We start from the raw sequence: 22,421 nt of genomic DNA, 5'->3' as shown, positions 1-22,421 counted from the left end.
ACAGCTGCGAGCCCTTATCCGCGAAACGCTGCGCTCCTCGGCGCAGCCAGAGGGGTGGTTCGGGCCGTCGCTGCGCTCGGCCGAGCAAGCCCAACGGGCCTTCGCTTCGCTCGGCCCAGGTGGAAGAAGACCCAGGGCCTTCGCACTCACACCCCCCACACAAGGACGCGCCATGGCGCGTTGACCCTAGTCCCCTCTGGCTGTGCCGAGGAGCGCAGGAGAAAGCGGGATAAGGGCCGCAGCTGTCTGAGCGCAACGAAGTGGAGCGAGTTCTGCGGACCCCCGCTTTCTCCGAGCACCGCAGGTTGCCCGCAGCGAAGCGGAGGGACACAGACAGTGGGGTCGCCTTCTCTTTGGTTACTTTCTCTTGGCGAGACAAGAGAAAGTGACTCGCCCGCCGGGGCGAGACCCGGCCAACGGCCTAAGCAGAGAAAAGAAAGATCAAATCTCAGCGCAACATCGAAGACATCGCCGAGCAGCAGTTCAACATCCGAACAGCAGCCTCGACGTCAGGAGCCAAGAAACGCAGGGTTACTCCATCAACCCGCTCAAACGCCGGCCACTGGCAAAACAGATCCGCCAGCGCCGCAGTCTGCGCCCTCAAAGTCACAGTCTGCGGCCCTTCGAACACCAGCGGAAGAACCTTGGCCCGTGAAGACAGTGCAACTTGAACCCCAGCCCGAATCGCTTCACGAGCCCTCTCGGGCGACAAAGAAACCCCACTGGTATTCCCCGTAGCCTTCTTCGTCTCGACAAAGGTCGCGTGCGGAAAGAGCGGCCGGTTCTCCGCAATGAACACATCGTCCCCACTGCCCATAACCACCGGCACCCCATATTCCCCCGCCAACGCCCCATAAAGCCCAGCCTCACCCAGCTCCTGCCCACCGAGAGATACACCCGCAAAAGCAAAGCTGTTGATCGTGTGCGCCAGAATCCCGCGCCCTTGCGCCCGCGAGTGGTAGCCGACCATGCAGACAGCGTCGACGCCTTCTTCCACCCCCGCCACCATGCTCAGATAGCGCGGCTTCCCCTGCACCACGCGAGCCCGAGGGTCGAGCACATCGGGCGGCATGTTGCGAAACCCCCCGTGCGAGTCATTCACCAGCACCTCGTCGGCCCCCGCATCGAAGGCCCCCGCGATCGCCGCATTGGCTTCCTGCGCCATCAGCAGCCGGGCACGTTCGTATTCGGGATTGCCTTGCCGCGTCTGCTCGGGGTGATAGACCCCCGCAACGCCTTCGATATCGGTGGAGATCAGCACTTTCATGAGGGCACCCGGCAAAAGAGAAAAATCAAGAAAAGAGAGAAGGGGACAACAGCTCGCCCAACGCGGCACGGTGGTTGCCATCGCGCCCGGTCACCGACTCGGCCCGCCACAGCGCATGCAGGATCGCCTGCTCGGTCCCATCGGCCGCCGCCTGGAACAGCCCGTCGAGCTGCGTCTCGTGCAGCATCGCCACGGCCGGCATCGCGCGTTCGGCGCGGTCGGGCACGGTGTAGGCAGTCGAGAAGGCCAGCACGATGTCGCCGCTGCCATGCCCGAAGACCGAGCCGGTACGCGCCAGCCCGGCCCCCGCGCGCAGCGCGAGCCGGCGCAGCTGGCGCGCATCGAGCGGCGCGTCGGTCGCGACCACGACGATGATCGAGCCCTTCTCGGGCTCTGGCGCCACGGCCCGTTCGGCCACGAGCGCGGCAAGGCGCTCGCCCACCGCATGCCCCGCCAGCCGCAGCTCGGGCTGCCGCCCATAGTTCGCGAGCACCAGCGTGCCCACCGTGTGCGAAGCCTCGCCCACCGGCACGAGGCGCGAAGCACTGCCGATGCCGCCCTTGAGCTGGAAGCTCGACATGCCGCGCCCCGCGCCCACCGAACCCTGCGCGAAATCCACGCCCGCATCGGCCAATGCCAGGACGTAGTCCGCCTCGCCCACGGCCAACCGCTGGATGTCGTTGAGAAAACCGTCGTTGCACTCGAACACCAGCGGATTCACCGTCGGCAGCGAGCGCCCGGTCTCGGGGTTGTTCGCGATGCAGTCGCGGATCTGCGCGCCGGCCACGGTGCCGACCGAGAAGGTGTTGGTCAGCGCGATCGGGGTCTCGAGCACGCCGAGCTCCTCGAGCTGCACGAGCCCGACGCTCTTGCCGAAGCCGTTGAGCACCACGGCGGCGGCCGGCACCTTGTCGCGGAACGGGTCGCCGGCATGCGGGCGGATCACGGTCACGCCAGTCTGTACCGGGCCCTCGGCAAGCGTGCGGTGGCCCACCGTTACTCCCGCGACGTCGCTGATCGCGTCGCGCGGACCCGGGCGCAGGCCGCCGATGCGGGGCAGGGCGTTCGCGCTCATTGCCGGTTGATCTTCGGATCGAGTGCGTCGCGCAGGGCGTCGCCCAGCAGATTGAAGGCCAGCACGGTGAAGAAGATCGCGAGGCTGGGGAACAGCGCCACGTGCGGCGAGGTCACCATGTCGGCGCGCGCCTCGCTGAGCATCGCGCCCCATTCGGGCGTGGGCGGCTGCGCGCCCATGCCGAGGAAGGACAGGCTGGCCGCGGTGATGATCGAGGTGCCCACGCGCATGGAGAAATACACCACGATCGAGGAGATGGTGCCGGGCAGGATGTGGCGCACGACGATGGTCCAGTCCGAGGCGCCGATGCTGCGCTCGGCCTCGATGTAGGTCTGCTGCTTGAGCACCAGCGTGTTGCCGCGCACCAGTCGCGCGAAGGCCGGCACGCTGAACACCGACACCGCCACCACCACGTTGGTCATGCTGCTGCCGAGGATCGCGACCACGCCCAGCGCCAGCAGGATGCCGGGGAAGGCGAACAGCACGTCCGAGATGCGCATCACGATGCGGTCCCACCAGCCTTCGTAGTAGCCCGCGAGCAGGCCGAAGGCGGTCCCCACGATGCCGCCGAGCAGCACCGAGACGAAGCCCGCCATCAGCGAGATGCGCGCGCCCGCGAGGATGCGGCTGAAGATGTCGCGGCCCAGCGGGTCGACGCCGAACCAGTGCGTGGCCGAGGGGCCGCTGTTGAGCATGTCGTAGTCGAAGTAGTTCTCGGGATCGAAGGGCACGATCCACGGCGCGAACACGGCGACGAACACCAGCAGCAGCACGAACAGGGCGGCGACGATGCCCACGGGCTGCTTCTTGAAGCGGCGCCAGCATTCGCCCCAGGGGGTGCGGACCTTGCTCGCGGTCTGGACTGCGGTCGCTGGTGTGGCAGCGGGAAGGGTGGATTCGGCAGGCACGCCGGTGGCTTGGGTCATGGCGGCGGCCTCACTTGTAGCGGATGGTCGGGTTGATGAAGCCGTACAGCACATCGACCACGAGATTGATCAGGATGAACTCGAGCGAGAACAGCAGCACCAGCGTCTGGATCACCGGGTAGTCGCGCATCTGCACCGCGTCGACCAGCAGGCGGCCGAGGCCGGGCCAGTTGAACACCGCCTCGACCAGGATCGAGCCGCCGAGCAGGAAGCCGAACTGCAGGCCCATCATCGTGACCACCGGGATCAGCGCATTGCGCAGGCAGTGCTTGATGATCACGCTGCGCTCGCGCACGCCCTTGGCGCGCGCGGTGCGCACGAAGTCCTCCTGGATCACCTCGACGAACGAGGCGCGCGTGAAGCGCGCCATCACGGCCGCCACGGCCGCGCCCAGCGTGATCGAGGGCAGGATGTAGTGCTTCCAGGTGGCCGCGCCCACGGTGGGCAGCCAGCCGAGCTGCACCGAGAAGATCTGCATCAGCAGCATGCCGAGCGCGAAGGCCGGGAAGGAGATGCCCGACACCGCCAGCGTCATGCCGATGCGGTCGGGCCATTGGTTGCGGTACACGGCCGAGACGATGCCGATGCCCATGCCGAAGATCACGGCCCACACCATGCTGGTGACGGTCAGCATCACCGTCGGGAAGAAGCGCTCGGCGATCTCGGTCGACACCGGCCGCCGCGTGCGGATCGAGGTGCCGAAGTCGCCCTGCAGCATGTGGGTGAAGAAGTTCGCGAACTGCTGCGGCAGCGGCTTGTCGAGGCCGAGCTCCGCGCGGACCATGGCCACGGTCTGCTCGTCGGCCTCCTGGCCGGCGGCAAGGCGCGCCGGGTCGCCGGGCAGCATGTGGACGAACAGGAACACCAGCACCGCCACGATGAGCAGCGTGGGGATCAGGCCCAACAGTCGTTTGAGGAAGTAGTTCAGCATGGGGAGCAGGGGCCGCGAACGGCCGGCGGCGGGGTGCCGCCGGCCATCGCGCGGTCAGTCAGGAAACGGGAAACCCGCGATCAGTTCGCCACCGACATCGCGTCGATGTTGATGTTGGCGTCGGGCATCACGAACACGCCCGTCAGGCGCTTCGAATGCGCCGACAGGTTCTGCTCCGTCACCAGCGGCAGGCGCGGCAGGTCCTTGCGGATCTGTTCCTGCGCGGTCTTGTAGAGCGCGGCCTTCTCGGCCTCGTCCACCGACACCAGCGCCTTGGCCAGCGCGTTGTCGACCACCTCGCTCTTGTAGAACGACATGTTGTTGAGCTTCGGCGCCCACGATTCGGAGGCGAACAGCGGGCGCAGGCCCCAGTCGGCCTCGCCGGTCGACGAGGACCAGCCGGTGTAGTACAGGCGAACCTTGGCGGTCTTGGGATCGGGCCAGGCATCGACCTGCTCGGTGCGCTGGCCCACTTCGAGCGCCTGCACCTGCAGCTTGATGCCGACCTGCGCGAGCTGCTGCTGCACGAACTGGATGGTCTTCTGGCTGGTCGTGTTGTTGTAGGCGCTCCACAGCACCGACTCGAAGCCGTTCGGGTAGCCGGCCTCGGCCAGCAGTTCCTTGGCCTTCTTCACGTCGTAGGGCACGGGCGCCATCTTCTCGGCGTACTTCACGCCCTGGGGCATCACGCCCTGCGCGGGAATCGCATAGCCGCCGAAGGCCACCTTGGCCAGCGCCTCCTTGTTGATGGCGTAGCCGATGGCCTCGCGCACCTTCTGGTTGTCGTAGGGCTTCTGCAGCATGTTGAAGGCCAGGAAGCGCGTGATGATCGAGGGCGAGGCCACGACCTCGAGCTTGTCGCTCTTCTTCAGCAGCTCGGCCTGCTCGTAGGGGATCGGGAAGGCGAAGTCGGCCTCGCCGGTCTGCATCATCGCGGCGCGCGTGTTGTTCTCGAGCACCGGCTTCCATTGCACGGTGTCGACCTTCGGGAAGCCCTTCTTCCAGTAGCCGTCGAACTTCTTGGCCTTGACCGCCTCGGTCTGCTTCCATTCGACGAACTCGAAGGGGCCGGTGCCCACGGGGTGGAAGGCGATGTCCTTGTTGCCCCACTTCTTGAGCGCGGTCGGCGAGATCATCGCGGCCGAGGCATGGGCCAGCGAGTTGATGAAGGGGCCGAAGGGCTCCTTCAGCGTGATGCGCACGGTGGTCGGGTTCAGCGCCTCGACCTTGCCCACGCGGTTGAACTGGTTGTAGCGCAGCAGCTTGTTGTCCTGGTTCAGCACGCGCTCGAGCGTGAACTTCACGGCCTCGGCGTTGAAGTCGGTGCCGTCGTGGAACTTGACGCCGCTGCGCAGCTTGATGGTGTAGACCAGGCCGTCCTTCGAGACCTCGTAGCCCTCGGCCAGCACGTTCTGCACCTTCAGGTCCTTGTCGAACTGGAACAGGCCTTCGTAGAAGGTCTTGGTCACGGCCGTGGTGATCGTCGTGTTGGTGTTGTACGGGTCCAGCGTCTCGGGCTGATAGCCGATGGCCAGCACCACGTCTTTGGCGGCCAGGGCCGAGCCCGAGGCGGCGAGCGCGGCCAGGCCCAGCAGCGCGGATGCCCATCGCAGGGAGGAAGAGGATGGCTTCATGGGAAGAACTCCAGTCGATTCGTGAAAGAGAGGGAGGAACAAAAAAGCAGGGGGCCCTGCGACGGAAAAACGAAAGAGAAACTCGAAGGCGTCAGAAGGCGCCGCCGATGGCATGCCGCGCCACGAAATGCCCCGGCGCCACCTGCACCAGCGGCGGCACCTCGGGCTCGTCGCCCACGGCGCGGATCGGGCTCGGGATCTCGCCCTCGAGCAGCGCGCGCTGCTTGTGGCGGCGCGAGGGATCGGCCACCGGCACCGCCGCCATCAGCTTGCGCGTGTAGGCATGCTGCGGCGCCTCGAATACCGCGCGGCGCGGGCCGATCTCCACGATCTGCCCGAGGTACATCACGGCCACGCGGTGGCTGATGCGCTCCACCACCGCCATGTCGTGCGAGATGAACAGGAAGGCCACGCCGAGCTCGCGCTGCAGGTCGAGCATCAGGTTGACGATCTGGGCCTGGATCGAGACGTCGAGCGCCGACACCGATTCGTCGGCCACCACCACCTTGGGGTTCAGCGCCAGGGCGCGCGCGATCGCGATGCGCTGGCGCTGGCCGCCCGAGAACTCGTGCGGATAGCGCTGCGCCGCCTCGGGCGGCAGGCCCACCTTCTGCAGCAGCCAGTCGACGCGCTGCTGCGCCTCGGCGCCCTTGGCGATGCCGTGGATCAGCAGCGGCTCCATGATCGAGAAGCCCACCGTCACGCGCGGATCGAGCGAGGCGAAGGGGTCCTGGAAGATGAACTGGATGTTGCGGCGCAGTGCCTGCAGCTCGCGCGTGGGCAGCTCGCGGATGTTCTGGCCGCCGAACTCGATCGCGCCGCTCTGGCTCTCGACCAGGCGCAGCAGCGAGCGGCCGGTGGTCGACTTGCCGCAGCCCGATTCGCCGACCAGCGCCAGCGTCTCGCCGGGGTAGAGGTCGAAGCTGATCTTCTCGACCGCATGCACGCGCCGCTTCACGCGGCCGAAGACGCCGCTGCGCACGTCGAAGCGCGTGACCAACTCGCGCACGCGCAGGATCGGGCCGGCCTCGGCGCGCACCGTGTCGTGCGGCTCGCTGTGGGTGCCGGGCTCGGCCTGCGCGCCGGTCTCGGTGCGCAGCAGCTCGAACTTGGCCGGCAGCTCGGTGCCCTGCATGGCGCCGAGCTTGGGCACGGCCGACAGCAGCGCACGGGTGTAGGGATGCTGCGGCGCGCCGAACACGGTGTCCGACGGGCCTGCCTCGACCTTGTCGCCGCGGTACATCACGAGCACGCGGTCGGCGATCTCGGCCACCACGCCCATGTCGTGCGTGATGAACAGCACGCCCATGCGCATCTCCTGCTGCAGCTCGCGGATCAGCTGGAGGATCTGGGCCTGGATCGTCACGTCGAGCGCGGTGGTCGGCTCGTCGGCGATCAGCAGTTGCGGCTTGCACGACAGCGCCATCGCGATCATCACGCGCTGGCGCATGCCGCCCGAGAGCTGGTGCGGGAAGCGGTCGAGCACGTTGCGCGCCTCGGGGATGCGCACCAGCTCGAGCATGCGCAGCGCCTCGGCGCGCGCGGCCGCGTTGCTCTTGCCCTGGTGGATGCGGATGGCCTCGGCGATCTGGTCGCCCGCGGTGAACACCGGGTTCAGCGAGGTCATAGGCTCCTGGAAGATCATCGCGATGTCGGCGCCGCGGATGCCGCGCATCGTGTGGTCGCGCGCCTGGGCCAGGTCGAGCACCTCGCCGTTGCGGCGGCGGAACGCCATGCGGCCCTCGAGGATGCGGCCGCCGCCGTGCTCCACCAGGCGCATCAGCGCGAGCGAGGTCACGGACTTGCCCGAGCCCGATTCGCCCACCACCGCGAGCGTCTCGCCATGGTCGACGTGAAAGGACAGCTTCTTCACGGCATCGACCGTGCGCTCCGAGGTGGTGAAGCGAACGCTGAGATCGTCGACCGCGAGCACGCGGCCTTCCGGAAGGTTGGGCAGAGGGGGGAGGGAGGTCGCAGCGGACATGGCGGTCGAAAAGGGAAGCGGTGGCGTCAGGCGAAGATCGCCGTCTTCGGGGTCTCGCGGCCGCGCGCATGGGCGCGGTACATGCCTTCGGTGTTGAAGGGCAGCGCGAGGTTGCCGTGGCGGTCGACGGCGATCAGGCCGCCGGTGCCGCCGATGGCCGAGAGCGACTTCATCACCACCGTGTAGGCGGCGGCTTCGAGCGTGGCGCCGGCGTAGGCCATGCGCGCGCAGAGGTCGTGCGCGGCGGCGATGCGGATGAACATCTCGCCGCTGCCGGTGCACGAGACCGCGGCGGTGGCGTCGTCGGCATAGGTGCCGGCGCCGATCAGCGGCGAATCGCCGACGCGGCCCACGCGCTTGTTGGTCATGCCGCCGGTGGAGGTGGCGGCGGCCAGGTGGCCGTGCATGTCGAGTGCGACCGCGCCGACGGTGCCGAACTTGCGGTCCTCGTCGAGCGGGGCATGGGTCATGGCCGCGCCCTCGTGGTCGACCACCACGCGGCCGGTGTCGCGCACGCGGTGCAGCTGCTGGCGGCGCGCCTCGGTCGAGAAGTACGAGGGCTCGACCATCTCGAGCCCGCGCTCGCGCGCGAAGGCCTCGGCCCCGGCGCCGGCGAGCAGCACGTGCGCGCCGTCCTCGAGCACCGCGCGCGCCAGGCGCACCGGACGGCGCACATGGCACACGCCCGCGACCGCGCCGGCGGCGAGCGTGGCGCCGTCCATCACCGCGGCGTCGAGCTCGTGGGTTTCGTCATGGGTGAAGACCGCGCCGTGGCCGGCATTGAACAGCGGGCAGTCCTCGAGCAGCTCGACCGCGAGGCAGGTGGCGTCGAGCGCCGAGGCGCCCTGCAGCAGCGCAGCCTGGGCGGTGGCCACGATGTGGCGCAGCGCCTCGTGGTAGGCCGCGGCCCGTTCGGGCGTGGTGGTGCCAGCGCTGATGGTGCCGGCGCCGCCATGGATGGCGATCACGGGCACGCGCGGGGTGGAAGCGTTGTCGTTCTGGGTGGGGCTGTTCATCGGGAGGTCTTTTTCTTCGGGGTGCTGTCTGCGGGCGGCGCGGCCTGCGGGTTCGCGCCGTTCGCGCCATTCGTGCGTGGCCCGTTGCCCCCGTGCAGCCACGGCCGCACCGCCTGCAGGATGCGGCCCGCCGACTGCACCGCGCCCGGCGCGCGCAGCGCCACGGCGCTGGTCAGCGCCTCGATCAGCGCGAGCACGCTGGTCTCGCAGTTGGGGCGGTAGCTGGTCTCGGTCTGGCAATAGAGCGCCACGTCGGCCAGCGGCGCCAGCGGCGAGCTCGGCCGGTCGGTCAGCGCGAGCACCGCGCAGCCCTGGCCGCGCGCGATCTGCGCCAGCGCGATGGTGTCGGTGAGGTAGCGCGGGAAGGTCACGCCGATGAACACGTCCTGCGGCCCCGCATGCATCAGCGTGCGCGCGGCATGGGTCACGCCGCTCACGCCCGAGAGCAGGCGCACGTCGCTGCAACTGCTGTCCAGCCCGTGCTGCAGCAGGCCCGCGAGCCAGGCGCTGGCGCCGAAGCCGCCGATGTAGATCGAGCGTGCCTTGCCGATGCGTTCCACCGCCGCCTCGCAGGCCGCGTAGTCGAGCGACTGGCGCGTGGCGTCGATGTTGCGGCGGCTCTCCTCGAGCGCAGCGGCGAACACCTCCGACACCGTGGTCGGCCGCTCGAGGTTGCCGCGCAGCCGCTCGACCGGCGCCACCAGCGGCTCGAAGCCGCGCACCAGCTCGGCCCGGAAGGCCGGGTAGCCGTCGAAGTCGAGCGCGCGCGCGAAGCGGTTGGCCGTGGCCACCGACACGCCGGCCGCTGCGGCCAGCTCGTCGATCGGCAGCGTGGCCACCTGCAGCGGATGCTCGAGCACGTAGTCGGCCACCTGCCGGTGCGAGCGGGACAGCCGCGGCAGGGCCTGCGCGATGCGCTGGGCCACGGTGGTGCCTGGAGGGTCGACGTTGGTGCTCATGGGGTTCGGAAGGGCGCCGGAACGGTGCAAATTTGAAAACTGATTTACAAATATAAGTCAGTTAAGAAAATTTTCTGTCATTTTCGGCCGAGTTTGCAAGTTGCGGGCCAGTGCCGTGGGGAGATCGGGGCGGGTGAGGGCGGGTGCCGCGCGGGTGTTTTTCCCTCTGGGCGAGGGCGCGCGCGGGCACGGCCGCGAGCGCGGCCTCGGGGATTTCCCTAGGGTCGCGTCAGAACGCGGTCTTCGAGGCCGCCGAAGCCTGCTGCTCGAGCGATTGCGCGAGGAAGTCGACGAAGGCCCGCACCCGCGCCGCGAGCTGGTGGCGCTGCGGGTACACCGCGTAGATGTCGGCATCGGGCGTGTGGAAGGGGCGCAGCACCTGCACCAGCCGGCCGCTGCGCAGGTAGCGCGCGATGTCCCATTCGGCGCGCATCAGGATGCCGTGGCCCTCGAGCGCCCAGTTGACCGCGATCTCGCCGTCGTTGGTGGTCAGCGTGCCGCGCGTCTTCACGGCCTGCGTGCTCGCGCTCGCGCCGCGCCCGCTCGACAGCCGCCACAGGCCGTAGGCCTCCTCGCCCTGGCGGATGCCGATGCAGTTGTGGCGCGTGAGGTCGTTCGGCACCTTGGGCGTGCCGTGCTTCGCGAGATAGGCCGGCGCCGCGCACAGCAGCCGCCGGTTGGCCGCGATGCGCCGCGCGATCACGCGCGCCTCGGGCGGCGCGCCGAAGCGCACGCAGACGTCGAACGAATCCTCGGTCAGCGGCGGCGGGTTCACCGACAGCTGCAGCTGCACCTCGACCTCGGGATGCCGGCGCACGAACTTCGAGATCAGCGGCGCCACGTGGCTGCGCCCGAAGCCCAGCGTGGCGTTGACGCGCAACAGGCCCTGCGGCACCGCCTTCGACACGCCGAGCTGCTCGCCCAGGCTCTCGATGTCGGCCAGGATGCGCCGCGCCTGCGCGAGGTAGAGCTCGCCCTCGGGCGTGAGCCCCATGCGCCGCGTGGTGCGGTTGACCAGGCTCACGCCGAGCCGCGATTCCATTTGCGCAAGGTGCTTGCTCACCGCGGCCGTCGTGATGCCGAGTTCGCGCGCCGCCGCGCTGAGGCTGCCGGCGCGTGCGAGCGCCGAGAAGAAGCCGAGGTCGGCCGGTTGGATCTCGTGGGCCATCGCGTTTTTCGCTGTTGACTTGAAGTTAACGATGGATTGACTTTAGGGGCGATCCGATCGCACGTCGAGTTCCTACAGTCGAAGCCGTTCCAACACTCCAGCGACGCAGCTACACCATGAAGACCTACAGGATTGCAACCATTCCCGGCGACGGCATCGGCAAGGAGGTGGTGCCGGCCGGGCGCGAGGTGCTCGAGGCACTGGCCGCCGGCGGCGAGCGCTTCGGCTTCGAGTTCGAGGACTTCGGCTGGGGCGGCGACTACTTCCGCGCCCACGGCGAGATGATGCCGGCCGACGGCCTCGACGCGCTGCGCGGCAAGGACGCGATCCTGTTCGGCTCGGCCGGCGATCCGCACATCCCCGACCACGTCACCCTGTGGGGCCTGCGCCTGAAGATCTGCCAGGGCTTCGACCAGTACGCCAACGTGCGGCCCACGCGCATCCTGCCCGGCATCGACGGCCCGCTCAAGCGCTGCGGCCCCGGCGACCTCGACTGGGTCATCGTGCGCGAGAACTCCGAGGGCGAGTACGCCGGTGTCGGCGGCCGCGTGCACCAGGGCCATGCGATCGAGGCCGCCACCGACGTCTCGATGATGACCCGCGCCGGCGTCGAGCGCATCATGCGCTTCGCCTTCTCGCTGGCCCGCTCGCGGCCGCGCCGCCAGCTCACCGTGATCACCAAGAGCAATGCCCAGCGCCATGCGATGGTGATGTGGGACGAGATCGCCGTGCAGGTGGCCAGGGAGTTCCCCGAGGTGCGATGGGACAAGGAACTGGTCGACGCCGCCACCGCGCGTATGGTCAACCGGCCGGCCTCGCTCGACACCATCGTCGCCACCAACCTGCATGCCGACATCCTCAGCGACCTGGCCGCCGCGCTCGCGGGCAGCCTGGGCATCGCGCCCACCGGCAACATCGATCCCGAGCGCCGCTTCCCCTCGATGTTCGAGCCCATCCACGGCTCGGCCTTCGACATCATGGGCCAGGGCCTGGCCAACCCGGTCGGCACCTTCTGGTCGGTCGTGATGATGCTCGAGCACCTCGGCGAGCCCGAGGCCGCCGCGCGCCTGATGCGTGCCATCGAGCAGGTCACGGCCGACACCTCGCTGCACACGCGCGACCTCGGCGGCAGCGCCACCACCGCCGACGTGACCCGCGCCGTCTGCGCGCTGCTGGCCCCGCTGCCCGAGCGCCAGGCCGCCTGAGTTTTTTGCCCCCGGGGCCGGAGAGGGCGTGCGCGCACGGCCGGCCATTGCCACGACAACAAAGGAGACAACCCGTGACCCAGCCCATCGTCCGCCGCCGCGCGGCGCTGACCGCGTTCGCCGCCGCCTTCATCCTCGGTCTGGCCGCCTCGACCGCGGCCGCGCAGGCCTGGCCGGCCAAGCCCATCAACCTCGTCGTTCCCTTTCCGCCGGGCGGCAGCTCCGACGTGCTGGCGCGCTCGTTGAGCGACAAGCTCTCGCAGAGCCTGGGCCAGCCCGTGGTGGTCGAGAGCCGTCCCGGCGCCGGCGCCACGCTCGGCGCCGACTACGTCGCCAAGGCACGGCCCGACGGCTACACCCTGCTGATGGGCGCCGTGCACCACACCATCGCCACCAGCGTCTACCGCAAGCTGCCCTACGACTTCGAGAAGAGCTTCGCGCCCATCACCACCGTCGCGCTGGTGCCCAACGTGATGGTCGTCAACGCCAAATCGCCCGCGCGCGATGCGCAGGCGCTGATCGCCCAGGCCAAGGCCGCGCCGGCCAGGCTTTCGTACGGTTCGAACGGCAACGGCACCGTGCAGCACCTGATCGGCACCCAGCTCTCGGCCCTGTCGGGCATCGAGCTGCTGCACGTGCCCTACAAGGGCAGCGCGCCGCTCACCACCGACCTGCTCGGCGGCCAGGTCGACATGTCCTTCGACACCCTGACGCCCGTGCTGCAGCACATCCGCGCCGGCAAGCTGCGCGCACTGGCCGTGACCACCGCCAAGCGCTCGAGCAGCCTGCCCGAGGTGCCGACCCTGGCCGAGTCGGGCCTGAAGGATTTCGACCAGGGCACCTGGTTCGGCATCCTCGCGCCGGCGGGCACGCCGAAGGAGATCGTGGAGCGGCTCAACGCCGAGATGGTGAAGATCATCCAGTCGCCGGAGTTCAGGAAGCGCATGGAGGAGATCGGGGCGGAGCCGGTGGGGGATACGCCGGCGCAGATGGCGGCGCGGATTCGCAGCGACACCGCGAAGTATGCGAGGCTGGTGAAGGAGGCGAGGGTGGCGATCGATTGAAGCTTGCGAAAGCTTCGAAGTCGGACCCCGGCAGCCGCTTCGCTCGCCTGAGCGTGGCCCGTGTGATGGAAGCGCCGATCCCGAATCCAAGTGGCGCCATCATTGCGAATCGGTTCGAGCATGCTGCCATCGATGATGGCCTTGTCGATTGCGAGAGAGCCCGAGAGAAAGCCGAGAAGAGATCTGCCTGGGCGGCGAGCTGGTCATGACCCATTGTCTTCGCGCCCTCGGATTTTCTCGAGACTAGAGACGCCATGTCCAGAAGGCCTATGTCTTACCGCATATGCCTTGCGATTCGTACCGCGGTCGAGCGCAAAAATGACGCGCATGTTCGACTCGCGCATTCCCTTTCTGGACACGAGGAAGATGGCCTCTCCATAGGGAAACATCGCGCAACGAAGCGAAGCCCAGACCCGCGCGCCGATCGCACCGATTGCCCGCCGCGGCACCTCGTCCGAATGACTTTGGTCATTTCGGCTTCGCTTTCATCAGCACTAAGATGCCCGCACCATGGCCCATGCCACACCACTGCCGCCGCATGCCGCGCCATTGCGCGGCGAGGCGGGCGCTGCCATACCGGTGCGGGGCATCCTGGTGGTCGACGACCATGAGCTGGTGCGCCTCGGCCTGCGTGCGCTGCTGCTGGCGGAGACGGGCAGCGTGCCGGTGTACGAGGCACGTTGCCTGGCCGACGCATTGCACCTGTACACGCTGCACGTGTCGTCGCATCACCTGGTGCTGCTCGATCTCGATCTGCCCGATTCGCAAGGACTGGACACGCTGGTGCGCTTCAAGCGCGCCTTTCCCTCGTCGCCCGTGATCGTGCTCTCGGGCAAGGACAGCCATGCGCTGATGCAGGGCGCGATGGCGCTCGGGGCCCAGGCCTTCCTGCCCAAGACCGGTCACCTCGGCGAGGTGCTGCGCTACGTGAGGGACAACGACCTGGTCGGTCTTCCGGCGCGGCCGTCGGCCGTGCCCGTCGATGCCCAGGCGCCGCCGGCCAGGGACGGGTTCCAGCCGCAGCTCAATGCGCGCCAGGTCGAGATCCTCGACTGGCTGCTGGCCGGCAAGTCGAACAAGGAGATCGCGCAGCTGGCGCACCTCACCGAGGGCACGGTCAAGAACCATGTGTCGACGCTGCTGCTGCTGTTCGGCATGCGCTCGCGGGCCCAGCTCATCAGCAGCCTGCGGTGAGTCTTCCGCGCCGGGCCGCCTTCGATGCGAGATGCCCGCATGCCGGCGATGAATGACGCGCATCCGCCCGAGCTGGCGCGGCGCGTGCTGCGCGAACAGGTGGCCGCGGTCCACGCCAATGCGCCGGCCGCCTATCTCGCGGACCTCCTCACGGCGCAGTCGCTGGGCATCGGCCTGTTCGTGGCCACGTGGCGCTGGCAGGTGCTGCTGTGGATGGCGCTGCACCTGGCATTGACGCTGCGGCGCGCCTACCGGCGCTACCGCCGCAGTCCCGACGCGGCCGAGCATCCCGAGTACTGGGCGCGCTTCAATGCACGCAACGTGCTGCTGCGTTCCTGCGTCTGGGGCCTGGCGCCCTGGCTGTGCGTGCCGCCGGGACGCAACCTCGGGCTCTGGGTCATGGTCATCGTCATGATGATGGGCGGCTGCGCCGGCGGCGCGCTGTCGCTGGCCGTGCTCAAGCGCAACATCCCGCGCTTCATCGTGCCCAGCATGGCGAGCCTGACGCTGGCGCTGGCCTGGCGCGGCGACACCGTGCACCTGTTCCTGGCCACCGGCTGCCTGCTGTACATGTGCGTGATGATCACCTTCGCGCTGCAGCACCATCGGCTGCTGACGGCCTCGCTGACCATGCGCTTCGAGAAGGAGGCGCTGGCCGAGCAGCTGAGCCGGCAGATCGCCGCGACCCAGCGCGCGAGCGAGGAGAAGACGCGCTTTCTCGCGGCGGCGAGCCACGACCTGCGCCAGCCGCTTCATGCCATCGCGCTGTTCGGCGCCGTGATCGAGAAGAAGCTCCAGGGCAGCGAGGAGTGGGACCATGCGGTGCGGCTGATGGACGCCGTCGGAACGCTCGGCGATTCGCTCGACACCCTGCTGGACATCTCGCGGCTCGATGCGGGCGAGGTGGCACCGCGGATCCGGCCCGTGGAGCTCAATCCGCTGTTCCTCGCGCTCAACAACGTGTTCGCGGCGCAGGCGGCCGGCAGGGAGCTGCAGCTGCGCCTGCGTGCCACGCCCTGCTGGGTCTTGAGCGATCCGCAGCTGCTGCAGCGGCTGCTCTCCAATCTCGTGGACAACGCGCTGAAGTACACGCCGCGCGGTGGCGTGGTGGTGGCCGCGCGCGCACGCGGGCCGCTGGTGTGGATCGACGTGTGCGACACCGGCATCGGCATCGCGCCCGAGCACCTCGGCCGCATCTTCGACGAGTTCTACCAGGTCGACAATCCGGGGCGCGATCGAGCGCGCGGCCTGGGCATCGGCCTGTCGATCGTGCAGCGGCTCTCGCGCCTGCTGGCGCACCCGCTGCAGGTGCGCTCTCATCCGCGGCGCGGCAGCCGCTTCCGCATCGTGCTGGCGGCGGTGTCGGGTTCGGGCGTGGTGCCATCCATCGCGCGGCCCGACGCGGTGCTGCCGTTGCCGCGCCGCGTGCTCGTCGTCGACGACGAGGCACCGATCCGCCAGGCCGTCACCGGCCTGCTGCAGGCTCATCGACTGGCCGTCGACGCGGTGGCCGACGAAGCCGGGGCCGAGGCCGTGCTGGTGCAGGCCGCGCAGGGCGGCAACCCGGTCGAGGTGCTGCTGTGCGACGTGCGGCTGGCCGATGGCGCCGACGGGCTGGCGGTGGCGCAGCGACTGCGCGCGCGCTTCGGCCCCGGCTTGCAGGTGCTGCTGATCACCGGGGAGACCGCGCCGCAGCGGCAGCAGCAGATGCACGATGCCGGCCTGCAGGTGCTGCTCAAGCCGGTGGCCGCCGACCGGCTGCTGCAGGCCCTCGCATCGTTGGCGCGGCACGACAGGACGCACGCCGGCATGCACGGCTGAGCCTCTTTTTATTGCTGCAAGTCGATGACCTTCGACACTGGATTGCAGGCATTGCCGTCCCTACCGTGGAGGCCTTCTCATCCACTCGTTTGAAAGAAGGAAGGCCCCTCATGCATACCCGTCCTGCCATTTGCCCCGCGGCGCGAACCCCTGTCGCGCTGTTGATCGTGAGCCTCGTGCTGGCCGCCTGCGGCGGTGGCGGTGGAGGCGGCTTCGCCGGCTTCCCGGTCGCTCCCGCGCCCGCGCCGGCCGCGCAGACGCCTCCGCCTCCGCCCGCGCCGGCCGAAACCGCACCCTCGATCACGACGCAGCCCTCGAACGCCACCGTGGGCCAGGGCGTGCCCGCCACCTTGAAGGTGCAGGCCGCGCGCGCCACGGCCTACCAGTGGCAGCGCAGCGTCGATGGCGGTGCGCGCTGGACCGATGTCGCCGGCGCCACCGGCGACAGCTTCACCACGGCCGCGAGCCAACTGGCCGACAGCGGCCAGCAGCTGCGCGTGCGCGTGAGCGGCGCCGGTGGCAGCGTGACCAGCCGTGCCGCCACGCTGACGGTCAAGGCCTGGGTCGCTAACGTGCTGGCGACCACGGGCGTGAGCTACAGCAGTCCCTATCAACTCGCGCTGGATGCGAGCGGCGCGAAGCTCTACGTGGCCATGGGCGGCAACGGTTCCGTCTACAGGATCGACACCGCGAGCGGCAGCGGTGCCGAGGTGACGCCGGGCGCGACCCTGACTACGCCGTCCGGCCTGACCCTTGCGGCCGATGGCACGCTCTACGTGAGCGACCAGCACCGCATCAGCAAGATCGCCGCCAATGCAACGACCGCCAGCACCTGGGTCGGCGGCGCCACGAGCGGCTATGCCGACAGCCCGGCCACCGTCATGTTCCACAACCCCACCGGCCTCGCGCTCGACAGCGGCGGCAACCTGTTCGTGGCGGACACCGAGAACAAGCGCGTGCGCAAGGTCGCGGCCGACGGCACCACGAGCACGCTCGCGGGAGACGGCACGCAGGCCTATCTCGACGGCGTGGGCACGGCCGCCCAGTTGGCCCGCCCGCAGGGCCTGGCGATCAGCCGCGACGGCAAGACGCTCTACGACACCGACACCGACAGTCCCTGCCTGCGCAAGATCGACATCGCCACCGCCACGGTGAGCACGCTGCTGGGCGATTGCGCCAACGGCAACGCGGGCGCCGGGGTCGTCGACGGCACGGCCGCCACGCCGGCCAAGCTCGGCTATTCCTACGGCGTGGCGGTCGATGCGCACGACAACGTGTTCCTCACCCATGCCTGGGATGGCGTGGTGCGCGTGGTCACGCCCGCGGGCGAGATCGGCACGCTGCGCGACGGCGCCGGCGCGGCGATCACGTTCAACTTTCCGATCGGCGTGGCGGTGGCCGGCGATGGGTCCGTCTACGTGGGAGCGACCAACGGCAACCAGATCTTCAAGCTCACGCTGGCACCCTGAGTGCATCCGCTCCATGCGCCGATGGTTCGAAACGGGGCTTCGGGTTGCATGGGGCGCGGTGGTTCGAAGCGATGGCGCCGGGACGATGAGAAATGACGCGCCGATCTCCTCGCATCGACGTCCCGGCCCGCGGCCATAGGCCATACGGCCGTGCAGCCAAATCGTCGGAGTTCCCGACAATGGCGCCGTCATTTCACGGAGTCATCGATGCGTCCGCGTTCCGTCCTCGCCTTCCTTCGGCTGCTGGCCGCGCCGGCATTCGCCGGGCTGCTGTTCCTCTCGACGCTCGCATCCGGGCAGGACCTTCCGGGCGCCAAGGACAACCCGCTGCTCAAGCGCTTCGCGGGCTCGACCATCGTCGGCTACGACTTCAAGCGCTTCGACGAATACCTGGTGCCGACGGGAACCTACAAGGGCTACGACACGACGTCGAGGAAGCGCAGCTGGGTCAGCTCCGTGCCGGTCGAAGGCGCTTTGACCCGCCTCTGGTACGAGTCGGCGGGCGACACCTCCACGGCCGAGCTGATCCGCAACTACCAGAACGAAGTGCAGGCGGCCGGTGGCGTCACGCTCTACGACTCGGGGCGCGACGAGAACTTCAAGAGCCGCTCCTGCTTCCTCTGCCCCTACAGCTGGAACGAGATCAAGACCAGCCGCAGCACCTATACCTTCTCGACCGCCGAGGTCGGGACCGCTCGCCTGGCCAGCTTCAAGATTCCGCGGCCGCAAGGCGATCTCTACGTGGTCGTCGAGGCCGTGCAATGGGCCAAGGACAGCAAGGACTACAAGGCGGTCAAGGGTGCCTACGCGGCGGTCGACATCATCGAGGTCGGGGCGATGAAGCAGAACATGGTGACCGTGAGCGCGGGCGACATGTCGAAGGCCATTGCAGCCACCGGGCGCGTGGCGCTCTACGGCATCCTGTTCGACACCGCCAAGGCCGACATCAAGCCCGAATCCAAGCCCGCGCTGGACGAGATCGCCAAGCTGCTCAAGGCCGAGCCCGCGCTCAAGCTGCGCGTGGTCGGGCACACGGACAACCAGGGCACGCTCGAGAGCAACATCGCGCTGTCGAAGCGGCGCGCGGAGGCGGTCAACGCGGCGCTCGTCGGTCAGTACGCGATCGCGGCCAACCGGCTCGGCGCCTACGGCGTGGCGGATCTCGCGCCGGTCGCCAGCAACGCGGCCGAGGACGGCCGCGCGAAGAACCGGCGCGTGGAGCTGGTGCCGCAGTAGGCGCGGCGCCGGTGGCCGCGTCACTCCTTGCGATCGAGGGCCAGCGACAGCGCGATTCCCAGCGCGAGACCGATGCCGATCCCTAGGCCGATCTCGTCGAGCAAGGCACCGATGCCCACGCCGGCCGCGAGCCCGGCGCCCACGCCGAATCCCTGCTTGGTTTTCATCGCTCCAGTCTAGGTGCGCGGGCCGTGCGCAGGTTCTACAGCTTGTAAGAACTGTGCAGGGGCCGGCCGCCTACCGCCGGGTCTCCTGGTTCAGCCATTCGCGCTGCGCCGCCAGCACCTCGTTCGCGGAGCGACCCAGCAACTGCGCATAGACCGAAGGCGCGGTCGCCCCCTCGGTGCTGATCAGGAGCACGCGCGACGAGGGATCGAGCCCGGCCTGTGCCTTCGCCGCCCCGGACCGCGCGAGCTGCAGCAATGCCGCCGCGCTCGCCGCGCCCGATTCCCCGCTCACCACGGGCAGGTCGCGCGCCGAGCCCTCGGCCAGCCGCCGCATCGCATCCACGGCCTCTTCATCCTCCAGCGTGAGGAAGAGATCGACCGAAGGCTCGAGAAAGTGCCAGGCCAGGGTCGAGGTCTCGCCGCAGGCCAGGCCGGCCATCACCGAATCGACGCTGCCGGTGGCCACTGCCGGCCGGCCCTCGATGGCGCTGCGCGTGAGGCAATCGGCCTGGCGCGGTTCGGCGACGATGAGCACGGGGCGGCGTTCGCCGAAGCGCTCCCACAGGTAGCTCGCCACGCCGGCCGCGAGGCCGCCGACGCCGCCTTGCAGGACGACGTGGCTGAAGGGGCAGGCGCCGTCGGACTCGGCGGCGAGCTGTTCGAGCGCCTCGTCGACCATCGTGCCGTAACCCTGCATCACGTCGCGTGGCACCTCTTCGTAGCCGGGGTACGCGGTATCGGACACGACCTGCCAGCCATGCCGTTCGGCGAGCTGCGCGGCATGCGCGACCGAGGCGTCGTAGTTGCCCTCGATGCGCACGATCTCGGCGCCGAAGTCGGCAATGGCGCGCTCGCGCTCGGTGCTCACGTGCCGGTGCAGCACGATCACGCAGCGCACGCCCACGCTGCGCGCCGCGGCGGCGAGCGCGCGGCCGTGGTTGCCGTCGGTGGCACTGATGACGACGAGTTCCTTCAACGCGTTCGCATGTTCGCCGCGCAGCACCGCGTCGGCGCGCCAATCGGAATGGCGCCGCAGCACCAGCCGCACCAGCGCGGCCGGTGCGCCGAGCGCCTTGAAGCTGCCGAGCGGCGAGCGCAGCGACTCGTCCTTGAGGAACACCTCGGCGACGCCGCAGGCCTGCGCGAGATCGGGCAGGCGGTGCAGCGGCGTGGGCTCGGGCGCGAGCAGCGACCAGCGCGAGAGCCACGCGCGCGTGGCGCGTGCCTCGTCGATGCTGAGGATGCGGTGCAGCGCCTCGGGGTAGGGCGCGCGCACGGCGCGGGCATTGCGGACCAGCATGTCGAGCTTTCGAAGGAAGGGAGAGGGGTCAGCGCGGCAGCCGCATGCGCACCAGCTCGGCGAAGTAGCGCGCGCCGATCTCGAGCACCTCGTCGTTGAAGTCGTAGCCCGCGTTGTGCAGCGGCGTGCCGCCGGGCTGCCCGTCGACGCCGTTGCCGAGGAACACGAAGGCGCCGGGCACCACGCGCAGGAAGGCGCCGAAGTCCTCCGAGGCCATCATCGGCACGGTGTTCGCGTCCACGCGAGCGGCGCCGAGCACCGCGGTCGCGGCGGCCACGGCGTGCGGCACGCATTCGGGCCAGTTCACCGTGGGCTCGAACTCGTGCGTGTACGAGAACGCGCATTCGGCGCCGTGCAGCCGGCAGATGCCTTCGCTGATCTCGCGCATGCGCCGCTCCAGCGTGGCCTGCACGGCGGGGTCGTAGCTGCGGGTATCTCCCTTGATGACCACGTTGGAGGGGATCGCGTTGCGGATGCCGTCGGTGATGAACTCGGTGCACGAGACCACGGCCTGCGCGCCCGGGTCGAGGCTGCGCGAGACGATGGTCTGCAGCGCGAGCACGATCTCGGCGCCGATCACGATCGGGTCGATGCCCATGTGCGGCCGCGCCGCATGGGTGCCGCGGCCGCGCACGTGGATCGTGAAGTTGTCTTCGCTGGCCATGATGCCGCCCGCGCAGGTGGCGATGGTGCCGGCCGCGAGGCCCGGCATGTTGTGCAGGCCGTAGATCTCGTCGACCGGGAAGCGCTCGAACAGGCCGTCGGCCATCATCGCCTTGGCGCCGCGGCCATGCTCCTCGGCGGGCTGGAAGACGAAGCGCACGGTGCCGTCGAAGTCACGGCGCTCGCGCAGCAGCCGCGCCGCGCCGAGCACGATCGACATGTGGCCGTCGTGGCCGCAGGCGTGCATCTTGCCCGGCGTGGCCGAGGCATGGGTACGGCCCGGCGCCGACTCGGCGATGTCGAGCGCATCCATCTCGGCGCGGATGCCGATCGTGCCGCGGCCTTCGCCCACGCGCAGGTTCGCCACCAGCCCGGTGCCGCCGATGCCCTCGTGCACCTCGAGGCCCAGCGCGCGCAGCGTGCGCGCGACGAAGGCCGAGGTGCGGTGCTCGGCGAAGCCGGTCTCGGGAATGGTGTGGAGGTAGCGACGCCAGCCCGAGAGCTCGGCATCGAGCGGCGCGTCGGCGGTCGGATCGGGGGCGGGGAGGGCGGAGGTCATGGGCAACAATGCTATGCCGCCGACCCCTGAATCCGCGCGCATTGAAGGGGGCGGCGACGCAATTCCATTCCACCCGCCGCGCCCCGTCGACCACGCCCATGCCCACGCCCCTCGATGCCTACGACCTCAAGCTGCTGGCGCTGGTGCAGCAGGACGCGCGCCTGCCGCAGGGCGAGCTGGGCCGGCAGGTGCACCTGTCGGCCGCGGCGGTCAACCGGCGCCTGAAGCGCATGGCCGACGAGGGCGTGATCGAGCGCCATGCGGCGATCGTCAATCCCGACGCGGTGGGCTGCGAGCTCACCGTGATCGTCGAGGTCGAGGTGGAGAGCGAGCGCGCCGATCTGCTCGATGCGATGAAGCGCGGCTTCCAGGCCTGCCCGCAGGTGCAGCAGTGCTACTACGTGGCGGGCGAATGCGACTTCGTGCTGATCTTCGCGGTGCGCGGCATGGCCGAGTACACGCGGCTCACGCGCGAACTGTTCTTCGAGAACAGCAACGTGAAGCGCTTCAAGACGCTGGTGGCCATGAGCCGGGTGAAGGTGGGGCTGACGGTGCCGGTGGACGAGGCGCTGAAGGCGATCGCCCCATGACCTCGAGCGACACCGCGCTCGGCGGCCGCATCCTCAAGGTCGACCACGCGGGCGAGCAGGGCGCGGTGAACATCTACCGCGCGCAGATCCTGGCCGCGCGCTTCACCGCGCCTGCGCGGGTGCCCGAGCTGTGCGAATTCAAGTCGCACGAGGAGCAGCACCGCGTCGTCTTCGCCACCAAATCGTAACGGCG

General features: G+C 69.3%; 20 protein-coding genes. 8 read left to right on the top strand and 12 right to left on the bottom strand.

The window, feature by feature from the left end:
* Nucleotides 1-448 precede the first annotated feature (448 nt).
* From KV106_RS02725 to KV106_RS02685, 9 genes are all read right to left on the bottom strand, one after another.
* On the bottom strand, nt 449-1,267 hold the full coding sequence (locus KV106_RS02725) for a M55 family metallopeptidase (protein ID WP_208508414.1): 819 nt from the start codon (nt 1,265-1,267) through the stop codon (nt 449-451).
* A 25-nt stretch (nt 1,268-1,292) separates the two neighbouring features.
* Nucleotides 1,293-2,342 carry a DmpA family aminopeptidase gene (locus tag KV106_RS02720; RefSeq protein ID WP_261205961.1) on the bottom strand — a complete coding sequence of 350 codons (1,050 nt, stop codon included), beginning with the start codon at nt 2,340-2,342 and terminating at the stop codon, nt 1,293-1,295.
* A complete protein-coding gene (gene gsiD / locus KV106_RS02715; protein ID WP_261205960.1) occupies nt 2,339-3,268 on the bottom strand; it encodes a glutathione ABC transporter permease GsiD in 930 nt (309 codons plus the stop codon). The genes KV106_RS02720 and gsiD overlap by 4 nt, the downstream gene beginning before the upstream one ends.
* Nucleotides 3,269-3,278: 10 nt before the next feature.
* Complete coding sequence (gsiC, locus tag KV106_RS02710; protein WP_261205959.1) at nt 3,279-4,199, bottom strand: glutathione ABC transporter permease GsiC; 921 nt, start codon at nt 4,197-4,199, stop codon at nt 3,279-3,281.
* Nucleotides 4,200-4,279: 80 nt separating this feature from the next.
* Nucleotides 4,280-5,833 (bottom strand): glutathione ABC transporter substrate-binding protein GsiB, encoded by a 1,554-nt coding sequence (gene gsiB, locus KV106_RS02705; protein ID WP_057591101.1) that lies wholly within the window; start codon nt 5,831-5,833, stop codon nt 4,280-4,282.
* Between the two features lie 91 nt (nt 5,834-5,924).
* Nucleotides 5,925-7,817: a dipeptide ABC transporter ATP-binding protein gene (locus KV106_RS02700; protein WP_261205957.1), complete on the bottom strand. Its 1,893-nt coding sequence runs from the start codon at nt 7,815-7,817 to the stop codon at nt 5,925-5,927.
* A gap of 26 nt (nt 7,818-7,843) precedes the next feature.
* Nucleotides 7,844-8,833 carry an isoaspartyl peptidase/L-asparaginase family protein gene (locus KV106_RS02695; RefSeq protein ID WP_261205956.1) on the bottom strand — a complete coding sequence of 330 codons (990 nt, stop codon included), beginning with the start codon at nt 8,831-8,833 and terminating at the stop codon, nt 7,844-7,846.
* A complete protein-coding gene (locus tag KV106_RS02690; RefSeq protein ID WP_261205955.1) occupies nt 8,830-9,792 on the bottom strand; it encodes a MurR/RpiR family transcriptional regulator in 963 nt (320 codons plus the stop codon). Before KV106_RS02690 ends, KV106_RS02695 begins: the two co-directional genes overlap by 4 nt.
* 229 nt (nt 9,793-10,021) lie before the next feature.
* Nucleotides 10,022-10,960, bottom strand: a complete 939-nt coding sequence (locus tag KV106_RS02685; protein WP_057591097.1) for a LysR family transcriptional regulator — start codon at nt 10,958-10,960, stop codon at nt 10,022-10,024.
* 116 nt (nt 10,961-11,076) lie between these two features.
* Here KV106_RS02685 and KV106_RS02680 point away from each other — a divergent pair, with 116 nt between their 5' ends.
* The 6 genes from KV106_RS02680 (at nt 11,077) to KV106_RS02655 (ending at nt 18,949) form a co-directional block, all read left to right on the top strand.
* Nucleotides 11,077-12,165 (top strand): tartrate dehydrogenase, encoded by a 1,089-nt coding sequence (locus KV106_RS02680; protein ID WP_261205954.1) that lies wholly within the window; start codon nt 11,077-11,079, stop codon nt 12,163-12,165.
* A gap of 74 nt (nt 12,166-12,239) precedes the next feature.
* The gene (locus tag KV106_RS02675) at nt 12,240-13,229 is read left to right on the top strand and encodes a tripartite tricarboxylate transporter substrate binding protein (RefSeq protein ID WP_409976472.1); all 990 of its coding nucleotides are present in this window, start codon (nt 12,240-12,242) and stop codon (nt 13,227-13,229) included.
* 510 nt (nt 13,230-13,739) lie between these two features.
* Complete coding sequence (locus tag KV106_RS02670; RefSeq protein WP_057591094.1) at nt 13,740-14,423, top strand: response regulator transcription factor; 684 nt, start codon at nt 13,740-13,742, stop codon at nt 14,421-14,423.
* Between the two features lie 48 nt (nt 14,424-14,471).
* The gene (locus KV106_RS02665; protein WP_057591187.1) at nt 14,472-16,244 is read left to right on the top strand and encodes an ATP-binding response regulator; all 1,773 of its coding nucleotides are present in this window, start codon (nt 14,472-14,474) and stop codon (nt 16,242-16,244) included.
* Between the two features lie 110 nt (nt 16,245-16,354).
* On the top strand, nt 16,355-17,713 hold the full coding sequence (locus tag KV106_RS02660) for an SMP-30/gluconolactonase/LRE family protein (protein ID WP_261205953.1): 1,359 nt from the start codon (nt 16,355-16,357) through the stop codon (nt 17,711-17,713).
* 207 nt (nt 17,714-17,920) lie between these two features.
* Nucleotides 17,921-18,949, top strand: a complete 1,029-nt coding sequence (locus KV106_RS02655; protein WP_057591092.1) for an OmpA family protein — start codon at nt 17,921-17,923, stop codon at nt 18,947-18,949.
* Between the two features lie 20 nt (nt 18,950-18,969).
* Here the strand turns inward: KV106_RS02655 and KV106_RS02650 are convergent, their stop codons facing one another.
* The 3 genes from KV106_RS02650 to KV106_RS02640 form a co-directional block, all read right to left on the bottom strand.
* Nucleotides 18,970-19,116 carry a hypothetical protein gene (locus tag KV106_RS02650; protein ID WP_172705714.1) on the bottom strand — a complete coding sequence of 49 codons (147 nt, stop codon included), beginning with the start codon at nt 19,114-19,116 and terminating at the stop codon, nt 18,970-18,972.
* Between the two features lie 70 nt (nt 19,117-19,186).
* On the bottom strand, nt 19,187-20,416 hold the full coding sequence (locus tag KV106_RS02645) for a diaminopropionate ammonia-lyase (RefSeq protein ID WP_261205950.1): 1,230 nt from the start codon (nt 20,414-20,416) through the stop codon (nt 19,187-19,189).
* 28 nt (nt 20,417-20,444) lie between these two features.
* The gene (locus tag KV106_RS02640) at nt 20,445-21,638 is read right to left on the bottom strand and encodes a M20 aminoacylase family protein (protein ID WP_261205949.1); all 1,194 of its coding nucleotides are present in this window, start codon (nt 21,636-21,638) and stop codon (nt 20,445-20,447) included.
* A 98-nt stretch (nt 21,639-21,736) separates the two neighbouring features.
* Between KV106_RS02640 and KV106_RS02635 the strand changes: the two genes are divergently transcribed.
* Nucleotides 21,737-22,228 (top strand): Lrp/AsnC family transcriptional regulator, encoded by a 492-nt coding sequence (locus KV106_RS02635; protein ID WP_261205948.1) that lies wholly within the window; start codon nt 21,737-21,739, stop codon nt 22,226-22,228.
* Nucleotides 22,225-22,416: a demethoxyubiquinone hydroxylase family protein gene (locus KV106_RS02630; RefSeq protein WP_261205947.1), complete on the top strand. Its 192-nt coding sequence runs from the start codon at nt 22,225-22,227 to the stop codon at nt 22,414-22,416. The genes KV106_RS02635 and KV106_RS02630 overlap by 4 nt, the downstream gene beginning before the upstream one ends.
* The last annotated feature ends 5 nt before the right edge of the window (nt 22,417-22,421 follow it).

Origin of the sequence: Variovorax endophyticus (assembly GCF_025376855.1) — a bacterium.
Lineage (GTDB): Bacteria > Pseudomonadota > Gammaproteobacteria > Burkholderiales > Burkholderiaceae_C > Variovorax.
Note: the sequence above shows the minus strand (reverse complement) of the source record. Positions and strands in the feature narration are given on the sequence as shown.